The sequence below is a fragment of the Streptomyces sp. NPDC002513 genome (assembly GCF_053595355.1).
In genome coordinates, this window is sequence record NZ_JBSFXK010000037.1 from 50,642 (window position 1) to 74,796 (window position 24,155).

A 24,155-nucleotide genomic window follows, 5' to 3' on the forward strand; every position below is an offset into this window, starting at 1 on the left:
CCGCACGGGCGCCCTGTGGGCGGAGTCCGCGCGCATCCGGCGCACGGGATCACGTCCGCTTCGCGGAAGTTCGCTGAGGCATCATTTCTATGACAGGCGGGCGCACGTTCGGGTGCCTGACGCAGGCTGTCGGTGGCTGCCGATAGGCTGAAAGCATGACGCGAGCCGAGCAGCCAACGGCCCACCACCCGGCCCCCGACGACGCCCTGGTCGCGGATTCCCGCGAGCGCGCCGTCCGCGCCCTGCTGCGCCGTCCGCAGCTGAAGCGGCTGTGGAGCGCCCAGCTCGTGGGCGGGGTGGGGGACGGTCTCGCCCTCTTCGTCCTTGTCATGCTCGCCCTTCAGGCGGCCATCGCCGAAGGTTCCTTCGGCGGCGGCTACCGAGGCGTGGCGTTCGCGATCGCGACCGTCCTCGGCGCGCGCGTCCTCGCCATCGTGCTCTTCGGGGCCGTCCTCCTCGGCCCGCTCACCGCGCTGACCTCCCAGGAGGGACCGCTCGACCGCCGGTGGACCATGGTCGGCGCGGACGGGCTCAGGGCCGCCCTGCTGATCGTCGCCCCCCTGTGGATCGACTGGACGCCGGGCAACGTGCTGCCGGTGCTGCTGGTCACCGCCTTCGTCACCGGTGTCGCCGAGCGTTTCTGGACGGTGTGCCGTGAGAGCGCGGCACCCGCCCTGCTGCCCACACCGCCCCTCGAGGGCGCGGCGGTGCGCCCGCTGCCGGATCACATGGACGCGCTGCGGCGCCTGTCGCTGCGTACGGGATTCGTGGCGGTGCCGCTGGCGGCCGCCGCACTCGTCCTCGTGTCGCTCGTGAGCAACCTGCTGGGCGCGGGCATCGTCTGGTTCTCGCTGCACCAGGCGGCCCTGGCCTCGTACGTCGCGGCCGGTCTGTTCGCCGCGTCCCTGTCCGTCGTCACCTCTCTCGAACTGCCCGACGCCCGCACCCCGCGCGCGCGGTCACCGCTGGAGGGCCTGCGCCGCCCCAGGGCGGGCGCGGGCGTCGACAAGGGTCGTACGGGCGCGATCCCGCTGCTGGTGCCGGCCTGCGCGGCCGTCGCCGGAGCCGTCTCGGGCGCCGTCGCGGTCTCCGTGCTGCTGGCCAAGGACCTGGGCGGCGGCCCGGTGACGTACGGCCTGCTGGTCCTCGCGCTGACCGGCGGCACGGCCGTCGGCATCCGTACGGCGCCCCGCATGCTGCCGTCGCTGTCGCGGCGCCGGCTGCTCGCCCTGGCGATCGCGTTCACCGGGGTCGCGCTGCTCGCCGGCGGGCTCGTCCCGGACGTCACCACCGTGCTGCTGATCGCGGCGCTCGCGGGCGTCGGCGCGGGCGTCGCGGCGCACACCGGGCACACGCTTCTCGACCAGGAGGCCGAGGACCACCGGCGGGCCCGGATCACCGAGCACCTGCAAGCGGTCGTACGGGTCTCCATCGCCCTCGGCGCGCTGGTGGCGCCGGTGGTGGCCGCGGCGATCGGGCCCCACCGGCTGCAGAACGGCAAGTTCGTGTTCGCGCACGGGGGCGCCGCCTTCACCCTGATGCTGGTCGGCGCGCTGCTGCTGCCGGTGGCGGCGCTCGTCCTCGCCAAGGTCGACGACCGCTCCGGGGTGCCGCTGCGGCACGACCTGCGCGATGCGCTGCGCGGCGACGACCCGGTGGAGGCGTCCGCGGACAGCGGCTTCTTCATCGCCCTGGAGGGTGGCGACGGAGCCGGGAAGTCCACCCAGGCCGAGGCGCTCGCCGAGTGGATCCGCGCCAAGGGGCACGAGGTCGTGCTGACCCGTGAGCCGGGGGCCACGCCGGTCGGCAAGCGCCTGCGGTCGATCCTGCTGGACGTCTCCAGCGCCGGTCTGTCGCATCGCGCGGAGGCGCTGCTGTACGCGGCGGACCGCGCGGAACATGTCGACACGGTCGTACGGCCGGCCCTGGGGCGGGGCGCGGTCGTGATCTCCGACCGGTACATCGACTCGTCCGTGGCCTACCAGGGAGCCGGCCGGGACCTGTCCCCGACCGAGATAGCCCGGATCAACCGGTGGGCGACCAACGGTCTCATCCCCCATCTCACCGTGCTGCTGGACGTGGCCCCCGAGACGGCGCGGGAGCGGTTCACCGAGGCGCCGGACCGGCTCGAGTCGGAGCCGGCCGAGTTCCACGCGCGCGTACGGTCCGGTTTCCTCACCCTGGCCGCTGCCGACCCCGGGCGCTATCTGGTCGTCGACGCCGGTCAGGAGCCCGAGGCGGTCACGACGGTCATCCGGCACCAGCTCGACCGGATGCTGCCGCTGTCCGAGGCCGAGGTGAAGGCCCAGGAGGAGGCGCGCCGCAAGGCCGAGGAGGAGGCCCGGCGCAAGGCCGAGGAGGAGGCCGCGCGCAAGGCCGAGGAGGAGCGGCTGGAGCGCGAGCGCCAGGAGCAGCTCGCCAGGCTCCGGGCCGAGGAGGAGGAGCGCAAGCGGCGCGAGCTGGAGGAGGCGCAGCGCCGCGAGGCGGAACGGCAGGCGGAGGAGGCGCGGCAGCGGGCCGAGGAAGCCCATCGGCGCGCCGAGGAGGAGCGGGCACGCCTGCTCGCGGAGGAGCAGGCCAGGCAGGCCGAGGAGGCCCGGCGCAAGGTCCGGGAGGAGGCGCGCCGCAGGCAGGCCGAGGAGGAGGCCCGGCTGCGGGCCGAGGCCGAGAAGCGCCGTCTGGAGAAACAGCGCAAGGCCGAGGAGGCGTTGCTGCGGGCCGAGGAGGCACGCCGGGCCGCGGCCGACGCGGCGGCTTCGGCTGCGGCGGCTTCGGGTACGGCCGGTGCCGGAGCGTTCGGTTCCGGGGGCACGCCCTCGCGGGGTTCCTCGGCCTCCCCGCCGGACAATGAGATCACCGTGCCCACGCCGCTCGTGACGCCGTCGAACGCGTCCGGCGGGCCGGCGGACGAGACCGCGGTTCTGCCGCCGGTGCGGCCGGGGGAGAGCGAGGCGGAGACCACGGCGCAGCTGCCGAGGCCGCCGGAGCCGCAGAGTGCCGCCGACGAGACGGCTGTGCTGCCGCCCGTGCGGGACGGCGGTGCGGGTGATCCGGCAGACCGGGTGCCGTCGGGCTTCTTCCGGGACGAGCGGGCGGTACCGCGGCCCGACGGGACCGAGGACCGTACGCGTGAGCTGCCGCAGATGGACACCGAGGGCCGCCCGCGGCGCCGGCCCCGTCCGGACTGGGCGGAGGAGACCCCGCTGGACGACCTTCCGACCCTGGCGGACGAGTTGCTCGGCTCCCGTGAGGACGAGGGCTGGGACGACGACCGGGGGAGGGGCCGACGCGGCTGAGAGGGAAGCTGCCGCCGGAGTCTTCGGGCCGTCCGGCCGGGGCGGCGTCTTTCGATTCCTGCTCTCCCCCGGGCGGGCAGGGCCGGTGAGTCTCCCGGCGCCGGGTACGTGCCCCGGCGCCCGGGATCGCCCCGTGTCCGGCCGTACCCGGCTCGCCGCGCCTCCGCGTGCGGGCTGTCCTAGTGCCCCGACAGGCAACGTTCGCCCCGTCGCGACGCCCGGCACGCTCCCCCAAGCTCTTCGAGCAGGGGGTACCCCCACTCGCCGCACCGCCCGAAAGCCCAAGTACATCCAGTACGAGGACTTCCGGCCGGCACGCCGAGAGCACGCACCGGACGCCGCTCCTTAACGGGCAAACGTTGCCTGCCGCGGCACTAGCCGCCCTCTGCCTCCCCTTCCGCCCCGTGTGGCGCCCGCCTGCCGGCTGTCCCGGCCGCCCGGCTCGCTGCCGTGGTGAGCCGCACAGTCGTCAGCGGTGATGCGCCCGGTTGTCAGTGGCGACCCGCACAATGGATCGCGGCAGGGCAGGTGCGATGGAAAGACGGAAAACGGAAAGACGGAAAGGCGGTGCCCCGTGACCGTGTGGGACGACCTCGTGGGGCAGGAGAAGGTGAGCGAGCAGCTCGACGCGGCTGCCCGCGACGCCGACGCCCTCGTCACCGCGGCCGCCGCAGGCACCCCGCTGCCCGAGGCGTCCAAGATGACGCACGCCTGGCTGTTCACGGGCCCGCCCGGCGCGGGGCGTACGCAGACGGCACGGGCGTTCGCCGCGGCGCTGCAGTGCGTGAGCCCCGACCGCGCACTCGGGGGCGCCCCCGGCTGCGGCTTCTGCGACGGCTGCCACACCAGCCTGATCGGCACGCACGCGGACGTGACGACGGTGGCCGCCGTGGGCACGCAGATCCTCGCCGACGACATGCGCGACACGGTCCGCAAGTCGTTCACGTCGCCGGCGAACGGCCGCTGGCAGGTGATCCTCGTCGAGGACGCCGAGCGGCTGAACGAGAAGTCGGCCAACGCGGTCCTGAAGGCGGTGGAGGAACCCGCTCCGCGCACGGTCTGGCTGCTGTGCGCCCCGTCCCTGGAAGACGTCCTGCCGACGATCCGCTCCCGCTGCCGCCACCTCAATCTGCGCACCCCGTCGGTGGAGGCGGTCGCGGACATGCTGGTGCGGCGCGATGGCCTCGACCCGGAGATCGCGTTCGCCGCCGCCCGCGCCACCCAGGGCCATGTCGACCGCGCCCGCCGGCTGGCCACGGACGAGCGTGCCCGAGCCCGCCGGGCCGCCGTACTGAAGCTCCCGCTCCGGGTCGACGACATCGGCGCCTGCCTCCGGGCGGCTCAGGAGCTGGTCGACGCGGCCACGGAGGACTCCAAGCAACTCGCCGAGGAGATGGACGTCAAGGAGACGGAGGAGCTGAAGGCGGCGCTGGGCGCGGTGCAGGGAGGCCGGATGCCCCGTGGCACGGCGGGTGTGATGAAGGAACTGGAGGACAAGCAGAAGCGCCGTAGAACGCGTACGCAGCGCGACAGCCTCGACCAGGCCCTCACCGACCTCACGGGCTTCTACCGCGATGTCCTCGCCCTCCAGCTCGGCTCCCGCATCGCCCTGGCCAACGCGGACGCGGAGGACGCCCTCGAACGCCTGGCCAGGGGCGGCACGCCCGAGTCGACACTCCGTCGTATCGAGGCGATCGCCGCCTGCAGGGAGGCCCTGGACCGCAATGTGGCGCCCCTGCTCGCGGTGGAGGCCATGACGATGGCGCTACGGACCGGGTGAGGCGGTAAGGGGGAATCCGGACGCACGTGAGGGGGAATCGCCCGTGAGGGGAATCCGGCTCGCGGCGGATTGACCGTGTCACTCGTACGAAGGGCCGACATGGCGGAGAGCAATCAATCCGTCGCCCACGGTTACGCTCGCGGAATGCAGACCAGGCGCATCACCGGACCGTCCCTCTCGCCCCGCCCTCGCCGTCCCCGCTCCCGTCCGTTCCGCCTCCTCCGTCTTCTCCGTCCGCCCCAGGCGATGCGTACGGGCGGCGCGCTGCTCGCCGCCGCCGCGCTGCTCGCATCGGGCTGCTCCGCCAGGGGCGCGACGACGGCGACCACAGCGGATGCGGAGCTGGCCGCACTGCCCCGGGCCACGCCGTCGGCGCTGTCCCCGTACTACGCGCAGAGGCTGACCTGGCGTCCCTGCACGGCCCCCGGCTTCGAGTGCGCCACGATGAAGGTGCCCCGCGACTACGCGAGGCCGGCCGCGGGCGACGTGAGGCTGGCCGTAGCCCGCAAACGGGCCACGGGCCACAGCAGACCCCTCGGCTCGCTGCTGGTGAACCCGGGCGGGCCGGGCGGCTCGGCCATCGGCTATCTGGAGCGGTACGCGGGCGTCGGCTACCCGCCGGAGATCCGCGCCCGGTACGACATGGTGGGCGTGGACCCGCGCGGCGTGGGCCGCAGCGAGCCGGTCGAGTGTCTCAACGGGCGCCAGATGGACGCGTACGCGCAGACCGACCTCACGCCCGACAACCCGGCGGAGGTGAACCGGCTGATCGCCGCGGACAAGAAGTTCGCCGAGGGCTGCGGGCGGCACTCGGCGAACCTGCTGCGCCATGTCTCGACGGTCGAGGTGGCCCGTGACATGGACATCCTGCGCGGGGTGCTGGGCGACCCGAGGCTGAACTATGTGGGGGCGTCGTACGGGACGTTCCTCGGGGCGACGTACGCGGGGCTGTTCCCGCACCGCGTGGGCCGGCTGGTGCTGGACGGCGCGATGGACCCATCCCTGTCCGCCCGCAAGCTCAACGAGGACCAGACGGCGGGCTTCGAGACGGCGTTCCAGTCCTTCGCCGAGGACTGTGCCCGGCGGCCCGACTGTCCGCTGGGCGGCCCCGGTACGTCGCCGGCGAAGGTCGGCGACCACCTGAAGGCGTTCTTCGCGAAACTCGACACGTCCCCGCTCCCGACCCGCGACAGCAGTGGCCGCAGGCTCGGCGAGGCCCTGGCCACGACCGGGGTGATCGCCGCGATGTACGACCAGGTGGCCTGGCCCCAGCTACGTGAGGCGCTGACTGCGGCGTTGAAGCATCGCGACGGGGCCGCGCTGCTCGCCCTGTCCGACAGCTACTACGAGCGGGACACACACGGCAGATACGCGAACCTCATGTTCGCCAACGCGGCCGTGAACTGTCTGGACCTGCCGTCGGCCTTCGCCGACCCGGGGGAGGTGGAGGAGGCGCTTCCGGCGTTCGAGAAGGCGTCGCCGGTGTTCGGCAGGGGGCTGGCCTGGGCGTCACTGAGCTGCGCGTACTGGCCGGTGCAGGCGACGGGCCGACCCCACCGCATCGCGGCCAAGGGCGCGGCGCCGATCGTGGTGGTCGGCACGACCCGCGACCCGGCGACCCCGTACCCCTGGGCCAGGGCCCTGGCGTCGCAGCTCTCCTCCGCCAGGCTCCTGACGTACGACGGCGACGGGCACACGGCGTACGGCCGCGGCAGCAGGTGCATCGACGCGGCGATCGACGCGTACCTGCTGCGGGGCACACCGCCGGCGAAGGGAAAGCACTGCTCGTAGCGGCTCCCACCCCCCGGAGGTGTCGCTTCCGGGGGGTGGTCGGAGCGCCACCGGAAACTGTGTAGACTTACCGACGTCGCTGATCGCACCATAGTGCGGACGGCTCGCCGCCTTAGCTCAGATGGCCAGAGCAACGCACTCGTAATGCGTAGGTCTCGGGTTCGAATCCCGAAGGCGGCTCCGGAAAAGGCCAGGTCACATAGCCCGTGACCTGGCCTTTTGTGCTGCTCGGGGCATGACGCGTCACACGGCCGGGATGCCGCGAGATGGCTTGCGTGAGCGATGCGTGAGCGGAGCGGTCCGGGCCCTACTTCCTGGGCTTCTTCCGCTTGCTCTTCTTCTTGGCCCTGGCCTCGGCTTTCCTCTTGTCCTTGGCCTTCTTGGCGGCCTTGCGGGCGGCCTCCTCCGCCTCGGTCTTCCGCTGAAGCGGGACCAGCTTGGCGGTGGCCTCGGCCGCGTTCTTGCCGACCTGCGGCAGGACGCTCTGGTAGATGTCCCGCGTAATGCGGGTGTCGCTGTGCCCGAGGGTGTCCGACACGATCTTCACGTCGATGCCGGCGGCGAGCATGAGTGTGGCCGCCCCGTGCCGGAGGTCGTGCAGCCGGATCGGCGGGAGTCCGGAGGCGGCGACGAGCCGCTCGAAGAGGTCGGTCACCTTCCCGGGGTGGAGCCAGGAGCCGTCTTCCTGGGTGAAGACCATGCCGGTCTCGACCCAGGCCGTTCCCCACTCCTCGCGGTCCGCGTCCTGTTGTTCGCGGTGCCGCTTCAGGACGTTGACGGTGTCATCGTCGAGGGCGACCACGCGGAAGCCGCTGTCCGTCTTGGGCTCGGAGGTCTCGACCGCCCACCCGTCCTGGACGAGTTGGGCGGAGACGGTCAGGGAGTGGTCGTCGAGGTTGGTCTCCGACCAGGGCTGCGCGCATGCCTCGCCCCGCCGCAGACCGCGGAAGGCGATCAGGTGCCACATCGCGTACAGCCGGTCCTCCGCGAGGAAGTCGAGGAACGCGCCGGTCTGTTCGGGCGTCCAGACCATCACAGAGGAGGGCTTCTCACCCGTCTGCTCCCACCTGGCGACTCGCGCGTCCGTCCACACCAGGGCCTTCGGCTTACGCACGGGGTCGAGCTCGACGTGGGCGGCCGGGTTGAAGGTGAGGATCTGCTGGCCGATCGCGTCGTTCAACGCAGACCGCAGCGTGGCCTTGATACGCAGCCGGGTGGCCGGACCGGTCACACGCCGGAACGGCGGCATGGCATCGATCGCCGTCTTCATCACCTTGCGGCGGGCGCGGTTGTCCAGGCCCTTCCACGGCACGGTGGCCAACTCCTCGACCGAGGCCCGGCGCTGGGCGTTCTGCTCCAGGATCTCGGCATTGGCGTCGGCGATGGCCGTGAACATGTCGCTGAGATGGCTCACGCGCAGGCGGTCGAGACGATGGTGGCCGATCCGAGGCTTCAAATGGAACCGGATATCAGTCTCGTAGCGGCTGAGTCCCGACTTGCGGATGCGCTTGCCGTCGAGCCACCGATCGAGCCACTCGCCGACGGTCAGGCGACCGATCAGGTCCTGACCGGACTTCAGGCGCCGGCGGGTCTCCTCGACATCGGGCAGTGGCGACTTCTCGTCGCCGACCTCCTCCAGCATGGCGGCTATCAGCGCCATGCCCTCGGGGTCGTCCGTGTCGGCGAGGCCGAGCAGGGCGCGTATGTGGTCGAGGTCGGCCTGGGCGGCCTTGAGGCTCTCGTAGCCGGCGCGGCTGAAGGAGCGGCGGGTGCCGTCTTCGCGGGGCGGGAGTTCCTGGCGTATGGAGTACGAGCCGTGCTTGCGGCTGGAGAGCTTCGGGCACTGCTTGCCGAGCGGCTTCCCGGTTTGGGCGTCGCGGCAGTAGCAGCGGCGGTGGGTGGAACCCTTCAAAGATCATTCTCCTCATCGGTGTTGCCGACGGGTGGGTCGACGTCGGCGAGTTCTGGTGGCAGGTGCGGTGGTGTGCCGCCGTCTTCGCGGATGAAGGCGCGGGCGCTGCGGAGCCGGTACTTGGCTTCCAACACCCTTTCGGCGTAGTCGGCTTGGGCGAGTACTGCTTCCTCGCGTTCGGCCTGGTTGGACGCTGTCTCGGCCTTCCAGCGCTCGTGCTTCTCGCCTTTCAGGGCGGCCAAGGCGGCGCGCTGGTGGCGGATGTGGGCGCGGAAGGAGCGGAGCATGTCGTCCTCCATGCCGAAGTCCTCGATGTCGCCGGTGAACCAGCGCATGGCGTCCCATGTCGGGTCGGAGTGCTGCAGGGGAAGGCGCTGGACTCGGTCGACGTAGCCGACGGGGTAGAGCAGGCAGATCGGGTAGGTCCGCAGGGCTTCGGCGAGGACGAGGACGTCGACCATGGGCAGGTTGGCGCGGCGGCCGGATTCCATGTTGGCAATCACGTTGCGCGGGATCGGATGGCCGATCTCCGCGCAGCGGTCCGCCAGGTCCTGGGCGCTCATGCGCAACTCCTTCCTTCGTCTGCGGACCTCGGCGGCCACCGTGGCCATCACCTGATCCACCCACTCGGGGACGTCGTCCTCGTCATCTCCAGGATCAAAACCGCGTTGTGTCATGAAGACACATTAGCTTCCCGATGATGGTTAGTGATCGCCTGGAGCCGGACGTGATGCCGCGTTCGCCGAGGGCTCACTCATGGACGGAGCATGTATGCGCGACAACGAGACCGCGGAGCAGCCCAAGGGCATGACGCGGGCGGAGCTGCTGGCCCTGCCTGCCGCCGTTGACCTGGACACCGGTAACCGAGCGCTGGGTCTGGGGCGGAGCAAGGGCTACGAGCTGGCCAAGCGCGGTCAGTACCCCTGCAAGGTCCTGCGGCTGGGCAAGGCGTACCGCGTCGTGACAGCCGACCTGTTGAGCCTGCTCGGCCTGGCCGCATGACCGCCCGAGCCCATAGCAGACGCTTCTGCGCTGAGCTGACACAGAAACGCTGGACTGTGTCGGGGCGTGGACGTACTGTCCGTGTTCCCTCGCCCTGGTCAGGGAAGCGAGAAAGCCCCCGGCGCGCCAACGCCGGAGGCTCCGCACACTCCACTGCCCGCATTCCAACGAACGACCTGCGTGAGTCGGGCCTGCATGCCCGACGTCACCGGAAAAGGAGCTGCCCTGTGCAACCTACGACACCCGAGCCCTATTCCGCACCCGGCAAAGCGGCATGGCCGACGGTCGCGGTGCCCGGCCGGCCCGGCCACGCGCCCGAAGCCGCCCCGGCGGCCGACGGCGGGGCGCCGGATACGGTTGCGGTAAATCAGCCCGCCGAGGAGGCGGTGCCGGAACCCGAGCCGACGTATGGCTCCGAGCTGCTGAGTGAACTGCGTTCCCAGATAGCCCAGTTCGTGATCCTGCCCTCACAGCAGGCGCTACACGCGGTCACGCTGTGGGTGGCGGCGACGCACCTGCAGCCCGCGTGGCAGCACGCACCGCGCCTGGCGGTGGTGGGGCCTGCGAAGCGGTGCGGCAAGTCACGGCTGCTGGACGTGCTCACCGAGACGGTCCACGAGCCGATGCTCACCATCAACACCACACCAGCGGCCATCTTCCGCTCCATCACCGACGAACCGCCCACCCTGCTGGTGGACGAGGCGGACACCATCTTCGGCACCCCGAAGCAGGCGGAGAAGAACGAGGAGATGCGCGGCCTGCTCAACGCCGGCCACCAGCGCAACCGGTACGTCACCCGCGTCGTCGGCCACGACCACACCCCGCACCGGTTCGCCACCTTCGCCATGGCCGCGCTCGCGGGCATCGGCGACCTGCCCGACACGATCATGGACCGGTCGGTGGTGATTCGTATGCGCCGCCGGGCCGAGGGCGAGAGCGTCAAGCCCTTCCGCTCCCGCCGCGACACCCCAGCCCTCCACGACCTGCGCGACCGCATCGCCGCCTGGGCCCGGCCGCTGCTCGACGAGGCCGCCGACATGGAACCGGTAATGCCGGTGGAGGACCGCGCCGCCGACACCTGGGAACCCCTGGTGATCGTCGCCGACCTGGCCGCCGGGCCCTGGCCCCGCCTCGCCCGCGCGGCGTGCGCGCAGATGGTGACGGCCGAAGCAGAGGCCGAGGAGGACCACCCCAGCTCAGCGCGGATCCTGGCCGACATCCGGCGGGTCTTCGTCGCCCAGCGTGAGGTCGACAGCCTCTCCACGGACGAACTCCTGCACCACCTGCGCCAGGACCTGGAAGGCCCGTGGGCGGAGTGGGGTCGCAAGGGGCTGGGCCCGCGTGAGCTCGGCTCGCTGCTGCGCGCCTTCGACATCAGGCCCGGCAACGTCCGCCTCGCCGACGGCACCCAGCGCAAGGGCTACACGCGCAACAAGTTCCTCGACGCGTGGCGGCGCTACTGCCCGACCGTCCACCCGGTCGGCACAGGCCCCGCGCGCAGCGAAGGCTGAGACCCCCAGCCCCCGGTTGCCGTCCTTGCCGTCCCTACCGTAATCCCGCAGGTCAAACGGCATGCAGGCAAGACGGCAACCGGGGCCAGGACGGCAACACGATCACGACCGAGGTTCCTGCCCGCCGGGACGCCGCCCACATCCGTCTCGTGCCGTCCCGGACGTCCCCGCCGTATCACCGCAGGTCACAGCACATGCGGCCGGGACGGCAAGACGGATGCGAACCGTCCACAGCAACCGAACCGCAGCACCCGCCGCCCGTGCGTGCCCCCAGGACGCGCCGACGCCGCCAAGACGGAACACCGACCCCCCTGCCGTACCGGCCCTGACCTGCGCTTGCAACGGCCGGGACGGCAAAGACGGACCACGCCACCACCCCAGGAGAACCCCGCTTGACCACCCTCTCCACACCCACCCACCAGGACCATCGCCCTGGCGAAGGACGGCCGATGACGAGCAAGCAGGCTGCTGAGCGGTACGCGCTCGTCGCGGCGGGCGTTGTCATCGTGGCGCTCACCGCCGGCGGATTCTGGCTGTCGTACGCGCATCTCGCCGAGGTCGCCGGACAGCACGGCCTCAAGAACTCCCCAGTCCGCCAGTGGGCCTGGCCCGCAACCCTGGACGCCTTCATCGTCGCGGGTGAACTCCTCATGCTCCGCGCGGGCCTGCGCCGCGTCGCCGACGGCTGGGCCATCGCCCTCACCGCCACCGGATCGATCGGTTCCATCGCCCTCAACGTGGCCGGGGTCAACGGCACAGGCAACGCCGGCGCCGTGCCTCTCCTCGACTACGTGGTCGCCGCGGTTCCCCCGACAGCCGCGCTGCTGGCCTTCGGCGTCCTGATGCGGCAGATCCACCAGCTCGTCGCCGACCCACCCGACGCCACCGAACGCCACAACGGTCTCCCGCAGCCAGCCGGTCTCGACGTGGCGGACGGTAAGGCCGACGTGGCTCGGGGTGCTGCCGAGGTGGCGCAGGGCGCCGCCACTGTGATGGAAACCCCGCAGTCTTCCGCCGAGCCGGAAGACCAGAAGCCCAGCGCTGTGTCCGACGAGTACCTCGCGATTGCCCGTACCGCGCCACTGGGACGCGGTGACCGTGCCTCGCGCCGCCACATCGAAGCGACGATCCGCGGCAAGGGCCTCCCGATCGGCAGGGCCGACGCGGAAAAGCTCAAGGACGTCCTGCAAGCCGAACTCGATGAGGCCACCTCTCAGCGGCAGGACGACCTCGACATGACCCCCGCCGGCGCTCCCTGAGCCCCCGCGCTCCCATCGCTCCGGCGCAACTCGCATCGCTCGTCCCCGCGCAAATCCGCGGGGACGAGCGACCGCACCGCAACGAGTCAACCCGACACCGCCGCTCCACCCGTCCTCGCCCTGACAGGTATGGGGCGAGGGCGAGCGGTCACTGACCCGCCATCAACACCCCATGGAGAAGCACCTCATGCACAACCGGCACCACGAACCCCCGTCGCATCAGCAGGAGATGACGACCACCACAGCCACCAGTGCGCCAGCAAGGTATCCCGCTGGACCGTCCAAGGACGGCCGCAACGGGGAAGTCTCCGCCCCGGGGGTGGCGGAGGACCTCGGGCGCCAGGGGGCACCCGAGGAGGAACAGATCGCCGACACCGTCGCCGCCCAGCTGCCGCGCGCCGCCGAAGCCGCCGCGCTGCACCGTGTCGCCCGACGTCGAAAGCCTGACCCGAACGGCCAGCGCAAGGAGCGTGTCGACGCCCGCTACAGCGTCGATGAGAAGACCGAGATCCTCGCCATGGCGCGGTCGCTGAACATCGCCGGCGCCCACTATGTCGGCGCTGTCGTCATGGCCCACGTCCAGGGCGACCTCGCCCTGCCCGGCCAGCGCACCCCGATCGACGACTACATCGACGAGCTGACCGCGCTGCGTGGCGAGGTCGCCAAGATCGGCCACAACATCAACCAGATCGCCAAGAAGCTGAACTCCGGTGGCCATCCACAGCCTGGGGATACCGCCCTCCTGGCCCAGGCCGAACACGCCCTGACCGCGGTCGGCGCCACAGTCCGCCACATCGCGGCAGCCGCGAACGAGGCCGTCGCCAAGAAGGCGGCCCGATGATCGCGAAGATCCGCAGCGGCAAGGAGACCGCCGGATTGATCCGGTACCTGTTCGACACGAAGAAGGCCAAGGACCACATCGACCCCCATCTGGTCGCCTCCTGGGACGGCTTCGCCCCCGACCCCGGCCGCGCCGACGACTTCGACGCCACCAGGAGGCTCCTCGTGGCCGATCTGGACCTGCACGTCAAGCAGGCCCGACGGCTGGGCCGCGCTCCCGAACAGCACGTGTGGCACTGCTCGATCCGTGCCGCCGAGACTGACCGCATCCTCAGCGACGAGGAGTGGGCCGACATCGCCCGCCGCGTCGTCGCCGCCACCGGCATTGCGCCCGACGGTGATCCGGACGGATGCCGCTGGGTCGCCGTCCGCCATGCCCCCGACCACATCCACATCGCCGCCACCAAGGTCCGGGCAGATCTACGCACCGCACGCCACTGGAACGACTACCACACCGCCGACCGCGAACTCGCCGTCATCGAGAAGGAATACGACCTCTTCCAAGTGGTCCGCGGAGACCGCACCGCTGCGAAACGGACCACCCGCGCCGAGCAGGAGAAGGCCCGCCGCGCTGGCCAGGACAAGCCCGCCCGCGAACGGCTGCGCGCCACCGTACGCACCGCCGTGGCCGCCGCCACCAGCGTGGAGGAGTTCGTCCACCTGCTCAGCCACATAGAGGGCGTGCTCGTCGAGGTCGTCCACTTCCCCTCGGGGGACGTGCGCGGCTACAAGGTCGCCAGCGAAGACACCACCACCGCCGACAACGAGCCCGTCTGGTTCTCCGGCTCCGAACTCGCCCCGGACCTCTCCTTCCCCAAGATCCAAAAGCGCCTGGAGAACATCGACCCACAGTCCGCTGACAAGCCAGGCCGGCGCGGGCCCAACCCCTGGCACCAGGCCACCGCCGCCGCCGAACGCATCCCCCGCCACCTCGACCAGACGGACGACGAAGCCTCCCAGGCCCACCTTGCCGCCTTCGGCGAGGCTCTCGACGCCCTCCCCCTCCTCGCACCCCAGCCCCTGCGGCCCCAACTCCGAGAGGCGGCGACCGCGTTCGAGCGTGCCACTCGCTCCCGCATCCGGGCCGAACACCACCACGCCCGCGCCCTGCGCGGCGCAGTACGGGCGATGGTCCGCGAGCCCGCCCCCAAGGACGGCGCCGTCCTGGCGATGTTCCTGGACGCGGCGATCCTCGTGGTCATTGCCGCTGCCCGCTGGCACCAGCTCCGCCACCACGACCAGCAGGTCGCCGCCGCCCAGCAGACACTGCTCCACCTCCAGGCCGCCTACGACCAAGCCGCAGCCGCACCCCTGGCCGCCCTCGCGCAGCGCCAGCCACCCCAGCAGGCCGTGGAGCGGCAGATCCGCCGCCTACGCCAGGCCGTGCCCGCGCATGCGGAGCAGATCATCGAAGACCCCGCTTTCGGGGCTCTCACCGCCGCCCTCGCCGAGGCAGAAGCAGCCGGGCACGACCCGGACCGGCTCCTCCAGCAGGCCGCCGACCAGCGTGCCCTGAACGACGCCCGCCGTCCCGCACGGGTCCTGGCCTGGCGCATCCAACGCCTCGTCGAAAGGTCGGCACCCAGCGCACAAGCCCGCGCAGCACAAGCCCACAGCCCAGCCTGGGCCGACAGCGCAGCACGGCGCCCCGACGCTCCAGAGCACACGGCAGCAGCAGCCCCGGTCCCGCAGCCGTCGCAGGCTCGCCGACGCTGATCACGATCTCAGCTGCGGGCGGTGACGCGCTGTGAGACGCCAGAACGGCACCGCAGCACGAAGCCGGGCTCTCCAACTGGGAGGCCCGGCTTCACCGCGTGGGAGGCCCTGGAACTGCTGGAGCGTCCAGGAGCCGGTCGAATGTGCTCTCCGACAGTACCCGGCACAGCACCGGTGCACTGGAACTGAGGGAATCGGCGAACACGGCGACAAAGTCATGCGGCACGTCGGCGCCGAACGACGCCGACAGGTTGGTCACAAGGCTGCCTCGGCCTTGTCGAGCGCCTTCTCCAGGTTGGCGTCCACAAGTCCCGGCGCGCCCGAGACGAGCACAAGGACGTTGCCGATCCGGATCGCCGTCTGTTTGACGACGCTGCGCTGCCCACCGATCGAGTAGGTGAGCAGCTGGCTCCACTGCTCGTCGCCCAGGTCGGGGGCGGGCGTCACCTGCGTGCCCACGGTGACGACGGTGTTGCCCGACACCACCTGGTACGTGGGGCAGGAGACCATCGCATCGAAGTTTCCCCCAATGCCCTTGGACAGCTTCGCCGCGGTGTCGCTGTACAACTCCTCGGCCAGCTCGGAGTTGCGGCCACCAGCGTAGGTGAAGGACGCCTTCGCCTTGCGGGGGAAGGCGAGGCTTGTGCCGGTCGCGGCGTCGCCGCCGAGTTTCTCCAGCGCCGGGCAGTTCACGGTCACGTCGTCGTGGGCCGCCGCGCGCTGCGGCATGCGGGTGTAGTTCCCGCCGAGGTCGCTCTCGTCCAAGAGCAGCTTCGCCAGTGCAGTCGAAGACAACGGAGCGGGCGTCAAGGCACTCTCGCCGTTCGGGTGCACCGGGACGGTCGGGGAGGACATCGGGCCGGAGGAGGCGGCGCTGCCTTGGGAACAGCCCGCCAGGGCCAAGACAGCGAGGGCGCTGAGGCCGCGGACGGTCGTGGCGTGAAGGCGCATAGGAAACCCCTTTGTGGCCTGTTGCGGCCTGCGAAACGGACGGTCTGACCAGGCCGGCCCTCCGGGCGCCGGCAGTACGAAGGGGCAGGGGTTTCGGGAGGTCAATGGCCGAGGTGGCGCAGGCCGTCTTCGAGAGTGGGGTGGAACCCGTCGACGGGACCGGAGTTGCGGTTGAACCAGACCGCATCCAGGCCGGGCTCCTTCGTCTCGTGGCCGGCCCGGCAGCGCAGCCATATAGAGTCGTCGCGCATGCAGAAGACGATCCAGTCCCGGTACATGCCGCACTCGGGGCATGTACGGACCTCGCCGCCGACGACGAGCGGTGGCTGCCAGCGCATCATCACCCCGGCCACGTCCTGGCGCGGCGGCACCCGCAGCTCCGGCGGCAGGAAGTCGGGCACAACCGCTTCCCCTGCGGCGGGGGCCTGCGGGGTCGGCTCGGGGAAGCTGGGCCACGGCTGAGTGGCCTGCAGCCGCAGGAGCAGCGCTTGGCCCGCCTGTTGGGCTTCACGGAACGCGCGGTCCTCGCGAGCGCGTCGGAACCAGAACAAGGCTCTCTCCTTCTCTGTCATCTGGCGGGCGCGGGGGCACGCCTCGTCTGATCTGCTACCACTCGGGAGATTGGCGACGAGCCGCTTACGAGAGCGGCTTCTCTGGGCGGGCGCTGTTAGCTGCGGCGGACCACGGTGAGCCGCCCTTCGGCGCTCGCAGGGACGGTTCGGCGGGGCACCGGAGCCGGTGAGGCGAGCGAGGCGACGAACGCCGCCACCAGCTCATGGGGGACGCTGGTGCTGAAGCTGGCACACCACAAATAGGGGGCGTTGACGATGGGTTCCGCCCATGCCTGCCAGCCCATCAGGTCGGGGCGCGGGTCGGCGTCCTGGATGAGTGGCGGCAGCATCTCCAAGGAGACGTTGCAGGAGAAGCCGGGATCCGTGGCGGTGGTGCGGGGGCGGTCCACATCGCGGATCCAGCCCCGGGCACTCAGAGCGTTGAGGACCGTCTCCGACCCCTCGGAGCCGAGGTCGGGCGCCTCGCGGGCGTCGATCGCCACGAGGAAATCGGTGATCGCCTCGTACGGGACGCCGGCCGTGAAGTACGCGTTCCACGCCGGCATCGCGGAGGTGGCATCCGGGCGGGCGCTCAGCTGCCAGGCAACCGGGAGACCGCCCAGTTCGAACGGGTAGGCCGCGAGGATCCATTCGGCGCCGCGCAGCTCATCTGGGCTGACGTACAGCAGGGTGTGACGAGAGGTAGGCCACATGCGCCAGCCGAGGCCAGCCAGGGTTTCGCCGATCCGTTCGGCGAGGGCCCCGTCGTCACCCGCCAGATGGCGCGGGGTGACCCAGTACACCGGGTCCGGCGAGTCGGGATGGGAGGGTTCGCTGGGGTGGTGCGGGTGCAGGGGCGCCTCCGTGGGATCAGGGGGAAGGTTTTTCGTCTGGGGGTTGTACGTTGGCATGGTTTGCAGCAGCACACCAGCCCTTGCGGGATCCTTCCTGTCTGCCCCTGGCGAACTTGCTTTCCCTAGGCCATTCGATCGCCGCGTCTGACAGTGAACCCAGCGGTTTCGGCCTTTGTGGCAGCGAATCTACTTGTGAGGGGTGAGCGCGCTGGGACCACGCCCCGTGCGTCTGCCGTACGGGGGAACACGCACCGAGCGCCGTCCTCAAGCGCGCGGCCTTGGGGCAGCCATTCGCAACAATCGCCGCTATGACATCGATGACGCAGACCTTCCGCCAGGCCCTGCAGACTGGGCTGGCCAGCCGGAAAACGGTAAGCATCCGCAGCACCCTGATCGAGATGCTGGAACGGGATCCTTCCAAGGCAGAGATCTCCGCAGCTAACAAGGCGGCCCGAAGGATCGCCGAGGACGGCGACGCGGTCCTCATCTCCCTGCTTCCCGACCAGGCCGGCGCCGACGCGTACGTGCCTGCGGCCCGTGGCGCCAGGGGGCGTGCGTCGAACTACCTGACCCTGGACGAGAACATCATCAAGGACTTGCCCTGCCGCATCGAGCTCGCCACGGAGAAGTGGGACGCGCTCATCGACGAAGGCATGCGGTCCACCCAACAGAAGATCGAAAGCGACCCTGTTCTGTCGGCGCTCCTGCCCGACTGGAAAGCCGAACCGCGCGCCGAGAAGCGGTCCCGCCTCATGGCGGAGGCGGCAGAAACCAGCTGACCCGCTGTTCAGCGTGCCTTTTCTGACACCGGCCTGCATAGCCGCATCGGTTCAATGGCGTCCGCCTGGATCCGGGCACCGGGCCGTCCACGACCCGGGGAAGGTCCTCCTGGACAGTCGCCCTCGCGGTCGCGCTGGGCGGGACTGCTCGCCGATGTGGGCATGCTGCGGGCGGAGCCGGGCGTGTTCGGGCCGGCCTCCGCCCCGACGGTCTCCCGCCTGATCGGCCAGCTGGCCGCCCGCCAGATAGCTAATCCCACGATGTCAGAGCATCGTTTACCGAAGGAGCGTTCTTCGCCAGGGTCGTCCGCCAGTCAAGGTGACCGCGGTGTTGAAGGTGACCGACGATAACGATGCGCGCCACGCCAAGCTCAACGGCCAACTGATTGACCCAACGCGCACCGATACGATCTGGGACGTCAGGAATGCCGTGCGGGAAAACCCACTCCGCGGCCTCCGTGTCTGCGTCCTTCTCCCATTCCGTTTCATTGCCTTGAGCCTCATCGAGCCCTTCGACGATGAGGTGTTCGGCGTCGACGTGGTCAAGCAAGATATGCGCAATCTCATGCAAAAGAGTAAATAGGATCTTGTCGAGTCTTTTGCCGCGACCAGACAAGCCAATGACTGGATATCCGTCGACCAGCATCGAGCACCCGTCAATCTTGGCACCCGGAAGCGATTCGACATATACCAGACGCACGCCAACCGCACTAAAAAGGTCAGGTAGGTTCTCGAAGTCAGCGGCCGACTTGAGTGTGCGCGAAAGGGTGCCTGCAAGCTCCCTCAGACGTTTTGCGCAGTATCTCTCCTGAGGCGGAAGCTTACGCGCTTCCCTTCTGATACACGCGACCCATGCTCGCTGCAGCGAGCTGATATCTTCGCTACGGTTGGCTCGTCTAGCAGCCGCTGCGAATCCGGGCTCGTCATCAAGGGAATCCAGCTCGAAAAGTTCCTTCACCTCGGCCTCGAGGGCCTCCAAGGTGGCGCCGGTGAGAAAGCCGCGCCTCTTCAATAGCTGGATTGGCCCCTTGTTGTTTAGGCGGGCACGCCGACGCACCTCGTCCAGCTTTACCTGGGCGTTCTCATTCTTGAACTGCTCGGCGAGTAGGTACTGGTCCTGAAGGTTGAGCCAGTACTCCGCTGTATGACCAAGGGCTGCGCCGATCTGCGCCGCCGACTCCCTGGTGATCTCCTTTTTGCCGGTGACGATCTCGGAGACGAACTGAGTCGGGCGATCCAGAACCGCAGCGAAATCAGCCTGAGACCAGTCCCTGGCCTCGAGCTCCCTCCCGAGGAGTTCGCCAACCGGCACCTGGGCGATCGGCAGCGGGTCGTGTGGAGGGGTGCTCATCGCGAGGCTTCCATCTCTGGAGTCAATAGCTCGAAGATCACGGCACTGTGGCTCTCTGTGCTCTTGAACGTCAAGTTGATAACGCGGCCGGAACTCAACTTCGCCCGCGCCTTGTTCAGGTCATGGGTGTCACCGGGATGGATACGCAGCATGCGCGAGTTCCGCAGGTCGGCGTCGAGCCGAGCTGCACGCGCGCACTGAACGAGGACGCGAAAGTCCGAGACCTCCCGGGCGCTCCACCCTTGCGGCCGGAATCCGGGGTCCGTAGCGAGGCGATACAACTCCTCATCCATGTACTCCCGGTCCACGTGTCTGTTCTCCATCACCCATCGGCTGATGACGCTCCTACCTACTTCGCGCGGATTCTACAGGCATCACCGACTTTCAGGGCCTCTCATCTCGCGCACACCTCTTCACCCATAGGGTGATGATGTTGATGCTACACTCGCATCCGAGCCCGCCGATCAGCGGAGGGCGCCACGGAAGGGGACTGTCATGACTGCGCCCAGTCACGAGCAGGAGCATGACAAGAGGGATAAAGAGTTTGAAGTAGCCATCAACGGCACCATGGTCACCCTCGACCACGACACCGTGACGTATGACGAACTTGGGCAGCTCGCGTACCCCGGTCACGACCCGCAGGCGATGTTCACCGTCACCTACAAGAACGCCATCGCACCTCATGGCGGGAACGGCACCCTGGTCGCCGGCGAGTCCGTGAAGGTGAAGAAGAAGGGGACGCGCTTCAATGTCCGACTCACGACTCGTTCGTAGTAGCGCCGACCTGGCCCGTCTGGTGCACGACGGGTACGCCGTCCGTGTCGTCAACGGGTTCCTCGTAATCGACGACATCCCGTTCGTGGACGATGCCGCCCAGGTTCAGTGGGGATCCTTCCTCTGCCCGCTGGATCTGAGCGGCGACACCGCTACGGCCCCGAGTAACCACGTTATGTGTTTCGTTGGCGGCGTACCCCGCAACAAGAATGGCGAGCCCATCGACGGGCTTGTAAACGATGGCGTTCAGAAGTGGTCCGCCAGCCCGGAGCTCACCGCGAGCTGCGGCTTCTCCCAGAAACCCGCGGGCGGCTACCCAGATTATTACGAAAAGGTCACCCACTACGCCGCGATGGTCATCGGGCCGGCCCAGGCCATCGACCCCGAGGTGACCCCGCTGACCTTCAAGCCTGTCGAGACCGACGAAGACGATGGTGTGTTCCGCTACCTCGACACATTCTCCAGCAGGGCTGGCATCACCGAGGTCAACGCGCGCCTCGCGCTGAAGAAGGTTGTGATCGTCGGTCTCGGGGGTACTGGCGCATACCTGCTCGACCTGCTCGCCAAGACCCCGATACACGCGCTTCATCTCTACGACAGCGACGTCCTCCGCACGCATAACGCCTTCCGGGCCCCCGGCGCCGCGAGCCTAGCGGACCTACAGGAGGGCATGAAGAAGGTCGAGTACTTCACGAGGATGTATTCGCGGATGCGTCGTCACATCGAGGCTCACCCGGTGAACGTCACCTCTGAAAACGTCGGCGAACTCCTCGACGCCGATTTTGTGTTTCTTGCGATGGACACGGGCCCGGACAAAAAGGCCATCATCGAGGCATTGACCGTCAACGGTATCCCATTCATCGATACTGGTGTCGGGGTCAGCAAGGACGCCGAATGCATCGACGGGCAGATTCGCATCACGACGTCTCTTCCGGGACGCGTGGAGCATATTGAGCGAGATGGGCTCATCTCGTACTTCGCCGGGGAGGGCGCCGAGTACGACACCAACTTGCAGGTAGCCGAGCTGAACTCCTTCACTGCGAACTTGGCAATCTTCCGGTATAAGAAGTACCTCGGTTTTTATGCTGACACCGAGAACGAGCTGCACACCGTGTATGCGGTCGACTCGAATGATCTCTACAACCGCTACGGCACCTCTACCAACCAAGACGAGGGCATCGGACTGGGCGCCGAGCCGATCCCGGCCATCGCTGATGCTGGGGACGGGTCGGAGGCCGCCGCGTGAAAGCTCGATCCTTGATGCCGGTGTTCATCGAGCACATCCCGGACGAACCCGAGCCGGGTAAGCTGTACATCTCGATGCAGTTCGAAACCGCAGTCCATCTGTGCGCGTGTGGATGTGGTTCGAAGGTCGTCACACCATTCGGACCGCACGACTGGACCCTGACCTTCGATGGCACCGTGTCCCTGCGACCGTCCGTTGGAAACGGACAACAGCAGTGTAGGTCGCACTACTACGTCCGCAGCGACCGTATCGACTGGTTGCCACGAATCTCAGCGGCAGCCACTCGAATCGCTAGCTCCCGCGACCGCGCCGCGCACGTCGAGGCCATCCCTCAACCTCTGGCGGGACAAGCGTCTTGGTGGCGCCGGATTTGGAACCGAATGCGACGCTCCTCCGGCACCAGCCGTAGCAAACGGGATGAATAAATCGCCCCAGCGAACTGGGATAACGTCTGAAGAATCGATGCCAAGCACGTCGTTGCTACGACCAGGAGCTTTCAGCACCAGATGGTCTTGCATAACAGCACACCGTCTCTCCGGGTGTGCCCTGGCCACCCGCACCTCCGAAAGCAACACTCCTCCACGGCATCGCCCGCCATCAGCGCCTTTCCTGGACCGCGCGGCTGGCGGGTCGCACCGAGCGCAAACAGAACGGCGCCGAGTCACGTGGGTGACTCGGCGCCGCGCCTGATCTCAGACGTCGATGCGGGCGACCTTACGGCCGACCTTGAGGTACAGCTCGGCACCTTCGAGTGCCCCAACCTCGCTCACGACCTCACCGAGCGTCTGCTGCACGGACGCCTCGGTGAGCGGCGTAGGTGCCTGCTCTCCGTCCGCCTCAAGGATCAGACGGAGGCCCTTCTGCTGAGCCACGCGGCGCACCGCGGAGATGCTGGGAGCGAAGTCCAGCGTGCGGCTGATCAGCGCCCCGAGGGTGTCCTCGGCGTGGTCCTTCAGGGAGATGACGGGGAGGTTCTGGGTGTCCGCGAAAGAGCGCTTGGAGAAGCGCGCCGTGAACTCCGCGCGAGCGGCGGCAGCAGCGTCCAAGCCGTGGAGGGCGGCCACCACCTCGCCGGCGAGGATGCGCTTGATCGCCATCGGGTGCGCGGTCCCCTCCTCCAGGCGCTTGGTGACCATGCGGATCTCGTCGTCCGTCCACTCGGTGAGCAACTGGAGGTACGGCTCGGTCAGGTGGTCGGGGATGGACATCAGCCGGCCGTAGACGTCATCAGGCGACGCCGTCAGGCCCACGTAGTTGCCCTTGCTCTTGCTCATCTTGGTGCCCGTGCCGTCGGTGCCTTCGATGAGCGGGGTGGTGATGACGACCTCGGGGTCCTGCTCTGAGATCTCCATGACCTTGCGGCACATCTGGAGGTTCAACAGCTGGTCCACACCGCCGAGTTCGACATCGGCGTCGATGGCCACGGAGTCCCAGGCCATGACGACGGAGTAGACGAACTCGGCGACGGACAGCCCATGGCCGTCGGCCAGCCGGGTGCGGAAGTCCTCGCGCTGGAGGGACATGGAGACCGGCACCCGGGCAAGAACGCCGACGAGCTCCGGCAGGGTGACCTTGTTCAGCCACTCGCCGTTGAAGCGCAGGTCGGCACGCTCGAAGTCGATGAACGGCGTGACCTGCTGCTGGTAGCCGCTCAGGTTGCGGGCGATGTCCTCGTCGGTGAGGGGCGGTCGATCCGAGGACCGTCCCGACGGGTCACCGATCTTGGCTGTCACGTCACCGATGATGAAGACGACGTGGTGGCCCATCCGCTGGAACCGGCTGGCGATGATGATCGGTACCGCGTGGCCCAGGTGGACGTCGGGCGAGGTCGGGTCGATGCCGTACTTGACAACGAACGGGCGTCCGGCGGCCTGCGCGGCTTCGATCTTCTCGGCGAGTACCGCGGCCGAGGGGATCAGGTGGTTCGCGCGTCCCTCGACCAGGGTGGCCTGCTCCTCGGGGGAGAGGTCGGAGAGGTCCAGGGAGCGCCGTGCCGTTGTCTCGCTGAGCAGCTGCGCGGCCGTATAGTCCGCGCCCAGGTCCGCTCCATCGAGGATGTGCATGACACGGGTGACAGACTCGCTCAAACGGCTCATGGCGCTTATACGCTCCTGGGTCGGACAACTGGCCTGACCAGTAGGGATTGGAAGCGGCGATTTTATCATCGTCGCCCCCGTCGCATCACCGAAATGATCACGGTTCAGCCCGCTCTCCCTGGGTCGTCGAGAGCTGTACCAGCGGCCGGCCCACGATCGCACTGGAGAGGGAGCGGAGCCACGGGGCTATTGGGTCTCGGGCTCGGAGCGTGGCGATGAGCATCCCCGGAAGGAAGATCATGGCGGGGACGTGCTTCTTTCGCTGCAGGGCGGATTCCACTCTGTGCCCGGAAGCGAGTACGCGGAAATGCTGGGAGATCCTCTTGAGCTGGCGAGTGGTCGCCCAGGTGGGCAACGTCGCTTCCTAAGCGGCCTTTTGCAGCTCGGCGTTGATCTTCTCCTCGGGGTCGAGGCGGTGGATGTGGATGTCGTGTGTGACGCGGCTG

At 69.1% G+C, this 24,155-nt stretch carries 21 protein-coding genes, 1 tRNA gene and 1 pseudogene; 15 read left to right on the forward strand and 8 right to left on the reverse strand.

Annotation, left to right across the window (positions count from 1 at the left end; all coding sequences use genetic code 11):
* The first annotated feature begins 155 nt into the window (after positions 1-155).
* From tmk to ACWD5Q_RS23085, 4 genes are all read left to right on the forward strand, one after another.
* Positions 156-3,296, forward strand: coding sequence for a dTMP kinase (tmk, locus tag ACWD5Q_RS23070; RefSeq protein ID WP_451428915.1), 3,141 nt, complete (start codon positions 156-158; stop codon positions 3,294-3,296).
* A 574-nt stretch (positions 3,297-3,870) separates the two neighbouring features.
* Positions 3,871-5,076, forward strand: coding sequence for a DNA polymerase III subunit delta' (locus ACWD5Q_RS23075; protein WP_451428916.1), 1,206 nt, complete (start codon positions 3,871-3,873; stop codon positions 5,074-5,076).
* A gap of 144 nt (positions 5,077-5,220) precedes the next feature.
* A complete protein-coding gene (locus ACWD5Q_RS23080) occupies positions 5,221-6,867 on the forward strand; it encodes an alpha/beta hydrolase (RefSeq protein ID WP_451428917.1) in 1,647 nt (548 codons plus the stop codon).
* 106 nt (positions 6,868-6,973) lie between these two features.
* Positions 6,974-7,047 (forward strand) — tRNA-Thr (locus tag ACWD5Q_RS23085).
* Positions 7,048-7,174: 127 nt separating this feature from the next.
* On the opposite strand, the gene ACWD5Q_RS23090 is transcribed toward ACWD5Q_RS23085, so the two are convergent.
* Both ACWD5Q_RS23090 and ACWD5Q_RS23095 read right to left on the reverse strand, forming a co-directional pair.
* Positions 7,175-8,779, reverse strand: coding sequence for a tyrosine-type recombinase/integrase (locus ACWD5Q_RS23090; protein WP_451428918.1), 1,605 nt, complete (start codon positions 8,777-8,779; stop codon positions 7,175-7,177).
* Entirely contained in the window at positions 8,776-9,456 is a 681-nt protein-coding gene (locus tag ACWD5Q_RS23095) for a helix-turn-helix domain-containing protein (protein ID WP_451428919.1), read from the reverse strand. The genes ACWD5Q_RS23090 and ACWD5Q_RS23095 overlap by 4 nt, the downstream gene beginning before the upstream one ends.
* Before the next feature lie 94 nt (positions 9,457-9,550).
* On the opposite strand from ACWD5Q_RS23095, the gene ACWD5Q_RS23100 reads away from it, so the two are divergent.
* The 5 genes from ACWD5Q_RS23100 to ACWD5Q_RS23120 all read left to right on the forward strand — a co-directional run bounded on the left by ACWD5Q_RS23100 (position 9,551) and on the right by ACWD5Q_RS23120 (position 15,107).
* Positions 9,551-9,781 carry a hypothetical protein gene (locus ACWD5Q_RS23100; RefSeq protein ID WP_266682820.1) on the forward strand — a complete coding sequence of 77 codons (231 nt, stop codon included), beginning with the start codon at positions 9,551-9,553 and terminating at the stop codon, positions 9,779-9,781.
* Positions 9,782-10,008: 227 nt separating this feature from the next.
* On the forward strand, positions 10,009-11,292 hold the full coding sequence (locus ACWD5Q_RS23105) for a DUF3631 domain-containing protein (protein ID WP_451428920.1): 1,284 nt from the start codon (positions 10,009-10,011) through the stop codon (positions 11,290-11,292).
* 449 nt (positions 11,293-11,741) lie between these two features.
* The gene (locus ACWD5Q_RS23110; protein WP_451428921.1) at positions 11,742-12,551 is read left to right on the forward strand and encodes a DUF2637 domain-containing protein; all 810 of its coding nucleotides are present in this window, start codon (positions 11,742-11,744) and stop codon (positions 12,549-12,551) included.
* 187 nt (positions 12,552-12,738) lie between these two features.
* Positions 12,739-13,392 (forward strand): MobC family plasmid mobilization relaxosome protein, encoded by a 654-nt coding sequence (locus ACWD5Q_RS23115; protein WP_451428935.1) that lies wholly within the window; start codon positions 12,739-12,741, stop codon positions 13,390-13,392.
* Entirely contained in the window at positions 13,389-15,107 is a 1,719-nt protein-coding gene (locus ACWD5Q_RS23120; protein WP_451428922.1) for a relaxase/mobilization nuclease domain-containing protein, read from the forward strand. Before ACWD5Q_RS23115 ends, ACWD5Q_RS23120 begins: the two co-directional genes overlap by 4 nt.
* 255 nt (positions 15,108-15,362) lie before the next feature.
* Here the strand turns inward: ACWD5Q_RS23120 and ACWD5Q_RS23125 are convergent, their stop codons facing one another.
* The 3 genes from ACWD5Q_RS23125 to ACWD5Q_RS23135 form a co-directional block, all read right to left on the reverse strand.
* On the reverse strand, positions 15,363-15,902 hold the full coding sequence (locus tag ACWD5Q_RS23125; RefSeq protein ID WP_451428923.1) for a hypothetical protein: 540 nt from the start codon (positions 15,900-15,902) through the stop codon (positions 15,363-15,365).
* 257 nt (positions 15,903-16,159) lie between these two features.
* Positions 16,160-16,609, reverse strand: a complete 450-nt coding sequence (locus ACWD5Q_RS23130; protein WP_451428924.1) for a hypothetical protein — start codon at positions 16,607-16,609, stop codon at positions 16,160-16,162.
* Positions 16,610-16,725: 116 nt separating this feature from the next.
* Complete coding sequence (locus ACWD5Q_RS23135) at positions 16,726-17,520, reverse strand: DUF317 domain-containing protein (RefSeq protein ID WP_451428925.1); 795 nt, start codon at positions 17,518-17,520, stop codon at positions 16,726-16,728.
* 260 nt (positions 17,521-17,780) lie between these two features.
* Between ACWD5Q_RS23135 and ACWD5Q_RS23140 the strand changes: the two genes are divergently transcribed.
* Both ACWD5Q_RS23140 and ACWD5Q_RS23145 read left to right on the forward strand, forming a co-directional pair.
* Positions 17,781-18,242: a hypothetical protein gene (locus ACWD5Q_RS23140; RefSeq protein ID WP_451428926.1), complete on the forward strand. Its 462-nt coding sequence runs from the start codon at positions 17,781-17,783 to the stop codon at positions 18,240-18,242.
* A 40-nt stretch (positions 18,243-18,282) separates the two neighbouring features.
* Positions 18,283-18,482 (forward strand): annotated as a pseudogene (locus tag ACWD5Q_RS23145) (IS1380 family transposase); the annotation flags it as partial.
* A gap of 10 nt (positions 18,483-18,492) precedes the next feature.
* Here the strand turns inward: ACWD5Q_RS23145 and ACWD5Q_RS23150 are convergent.
* Both ACWD5Q_RS23150 and ACWD5Q_RS23155 read right to left on the reverse strand, forming a co-directional pair.
* A complete protein-coding gene (locus tag ACWD5Q_RS23150) occupies positions 18,493-19,593 on the reverse strand; it encodes a hypothetical protein (RefSeq protein WP_451428927.1) in 1,101 nt (366 codons plus the stop codon).
* A complete protein-coding gene (locus ACWD5Q_RS23155; protein WP_031037699.1) occupies positions 19,590-19,901 on the reverse strand; it encodes a hypothetical protein in 312 nt (103 codons plus the stop codon). The genes ACWD5Q_RS23150 and ACWD5Q_RS23155 overlap by 4 nt, the downstream gene beginning before the upstream one ends.
* A gap of 187 nt (positions 19,902-20,088) precedes the next feature.
* Between ACWD5Q_RS23155 and ACWD5Q_RS23160 the strand changes: the two genes are divergently transcribed.
* The 3 genes from ACWD5Q_RS23160 to ACWD5Q_RS23170 all read left to right on the forward strand — a co-directional run bounded on the left by ACWD5Q_RS23160 (position 20,089) and on the right by ACWD5Q_RS23170 (position 22,038).
* Positions 20,089-20,367 carry a multiubiquitin domain-containing protein gene (locus ACWD5Q_RS23160; RefSeq protein WP_451428928.1) on the forward strand — a complete coding sequence of 93 codons (279 nt, stop codon included), beginning with the start codon at positions 20,089-20,091 and terminating at the stop codon, positions 20,365-20,367.
* A complete protein-coding gene (locus ACWD5Q_RS23165; protein ID WP_451428929.1) occupies positions 20,342-21,613 on the forward strand; it encodes a ThiF family adenylyltransferase in 1,272 nt (423 codons plus the stop codon). Before ACWD5Q_RS23160 ends, ACWD5Q_RS23165 begins: the two co-directional genes overlap by 26 nt.
* Positions 21,614-21,687: 74 nt before the next feature.
* Positions 21,688-22,038: a DUF6527 family protein gene (locus tag ACWD5Q_RS23170; RefSeq protein ID WP_451428936.1), complete on the forward strand. Its 351-nt coding sequence runs from the start codon at positions 21,688-21,690 to the stop codon at positions 22,036-22,038.
* Between the two features lie 267 nt (positions 22,039-22,305).
* Here ACWD5Q_RS23170 and tyrS read toward each other — a convergent pair whose 3' ends face one another.
* Positions 22,306-23,709 carry a tyrosine--tRNA ligase gene (gene tyrS / locus ACWD5Q_RS23175; protein ID WP_451428930.1) on the reverse strand — a complete coding sequence of 468 codons (1,404 nt, stop codon included), beginning with the start codon at positions 23,707-23,709 and terminating at the stop codon, positions 22,306-22,308.
* A 250-nt stretch (positions 23,710-23,959) separates the two neighbouring features.
* Between tyrS and ACWD5Q_RS23180 the strand changes: the two genes are divergently transcribed.
* Positions 23,960-24,155 (forward strand): hypothetical protein (locus ACWD5Q_RS23180; RefSeq protein WP_451428931.1); only part of this gene is annotated, 196 nt, incomplete at its 3' end.

Excerpts from the sequence above, each read along its gene's own strand:
- ACWD5Q_RS23150 (WP_451428927.1), bottom strand. The coding sequence starts at position 19,593 with ATGAGCACCCCTCCACACGACCCGCTGCCGATCGCCCAGGTGCCGGTT.
- ACWD5Q_RS23160 (WP_451428928.1), top strand. The coding sequence starts at position 20,089 with ATGACTGCGCCCAGTCACGAGCAGGAGCATGACAAGAGGGATAAAGAG.
- ACWD5Q_RS23100 (WP_266682820.1), top strand. The coding sequence starts at position 9,551 with ATGCGCGACAACGAGACCGCGGAGCAGCCCAAGGGCATGACGCGGGCG.
- ACWD5Q_RS23110 (WP_451428921.1), top strand. The coding sequence starts at position 11,742 with ATGACGAGCAAGCAGGCTGCTGAGCGGTACGCGCTCGTCGCGGCGGGC.
- ACWD5Q_RS23135 (WP_451428925.1), bottom strand. The coding sequence starts at position 17,520 with ATGCCAACGTACAACCCCCAGACGAAAAACCTTCCCCCTGATCCCACG.
- ACWD5Q_RS23080 (WP_451428917.1), top strand. The coding sequence starts at position 5,221 with ATGCAGACCAGGCGCATCACCGGACCGTCCCTCTCGCCCCGCCCTCGC.
- ACWD5Q_RS23140 (WP_451428926.1), top strand. The coding sequence starts at position 17,781 with ATGACGCAGACCTTCCGCCAGGCCCTGCAGACTGGGCTGGCCAGCCGG.
- tyrS (WP_451428930.1), bottom strand. The coding sequence starts at position 23,709 with ATGAGCCGTTTGAGCGAGTCTGTCACCCGTGTCATGCACATCCTCGAT.
- ACWD5Q_RS23170 (WP_451428936.1), top strand. The coding sequence starts at position 21,688 with ATGCAGTTCGAAACCGCAGTCCATCTGTGCGCGTGTGGATGTGGTTCG.
- ACWD5Q_RS23120 (WP_451428922.1), top strand. The coding sequence starts at position 13,389 with ATGATCGCGAAGATCCGCAGCGGCAAGGAGACCGCCGGATTGATCCGG.
- ACWD5Q_RS23115 (WP_451428935.1), top strand. The coding sequence starts at position 12,739 with ATGCACAACCGGCACCACGAACCCCCGTCGCATCAGCAGGAGATGACG.
- ACWD5Q_RS23165 (WP_451428929.1), top strand. The coding sequence starts at position 20,342 with ATGTCCGACTCACGACTCGTTCGTAGTAGCGCCGACCTGGCCCGTCTG.
- tmk (WP_451428915.1), top strand. The coding sequence starts at position 156 with ATGACGCGAGCCGAGCAGCCAACGGCCCACCACCCGGCCCCCGACGAC.
- ACWD5Q_RS23095 (WP_451428919.1), bottom strand. The coding sequence starts at position 9,456 with ATGACACAACGCGGTTTTGATCCTGGAGATGACGAGGACGACGTCCCC.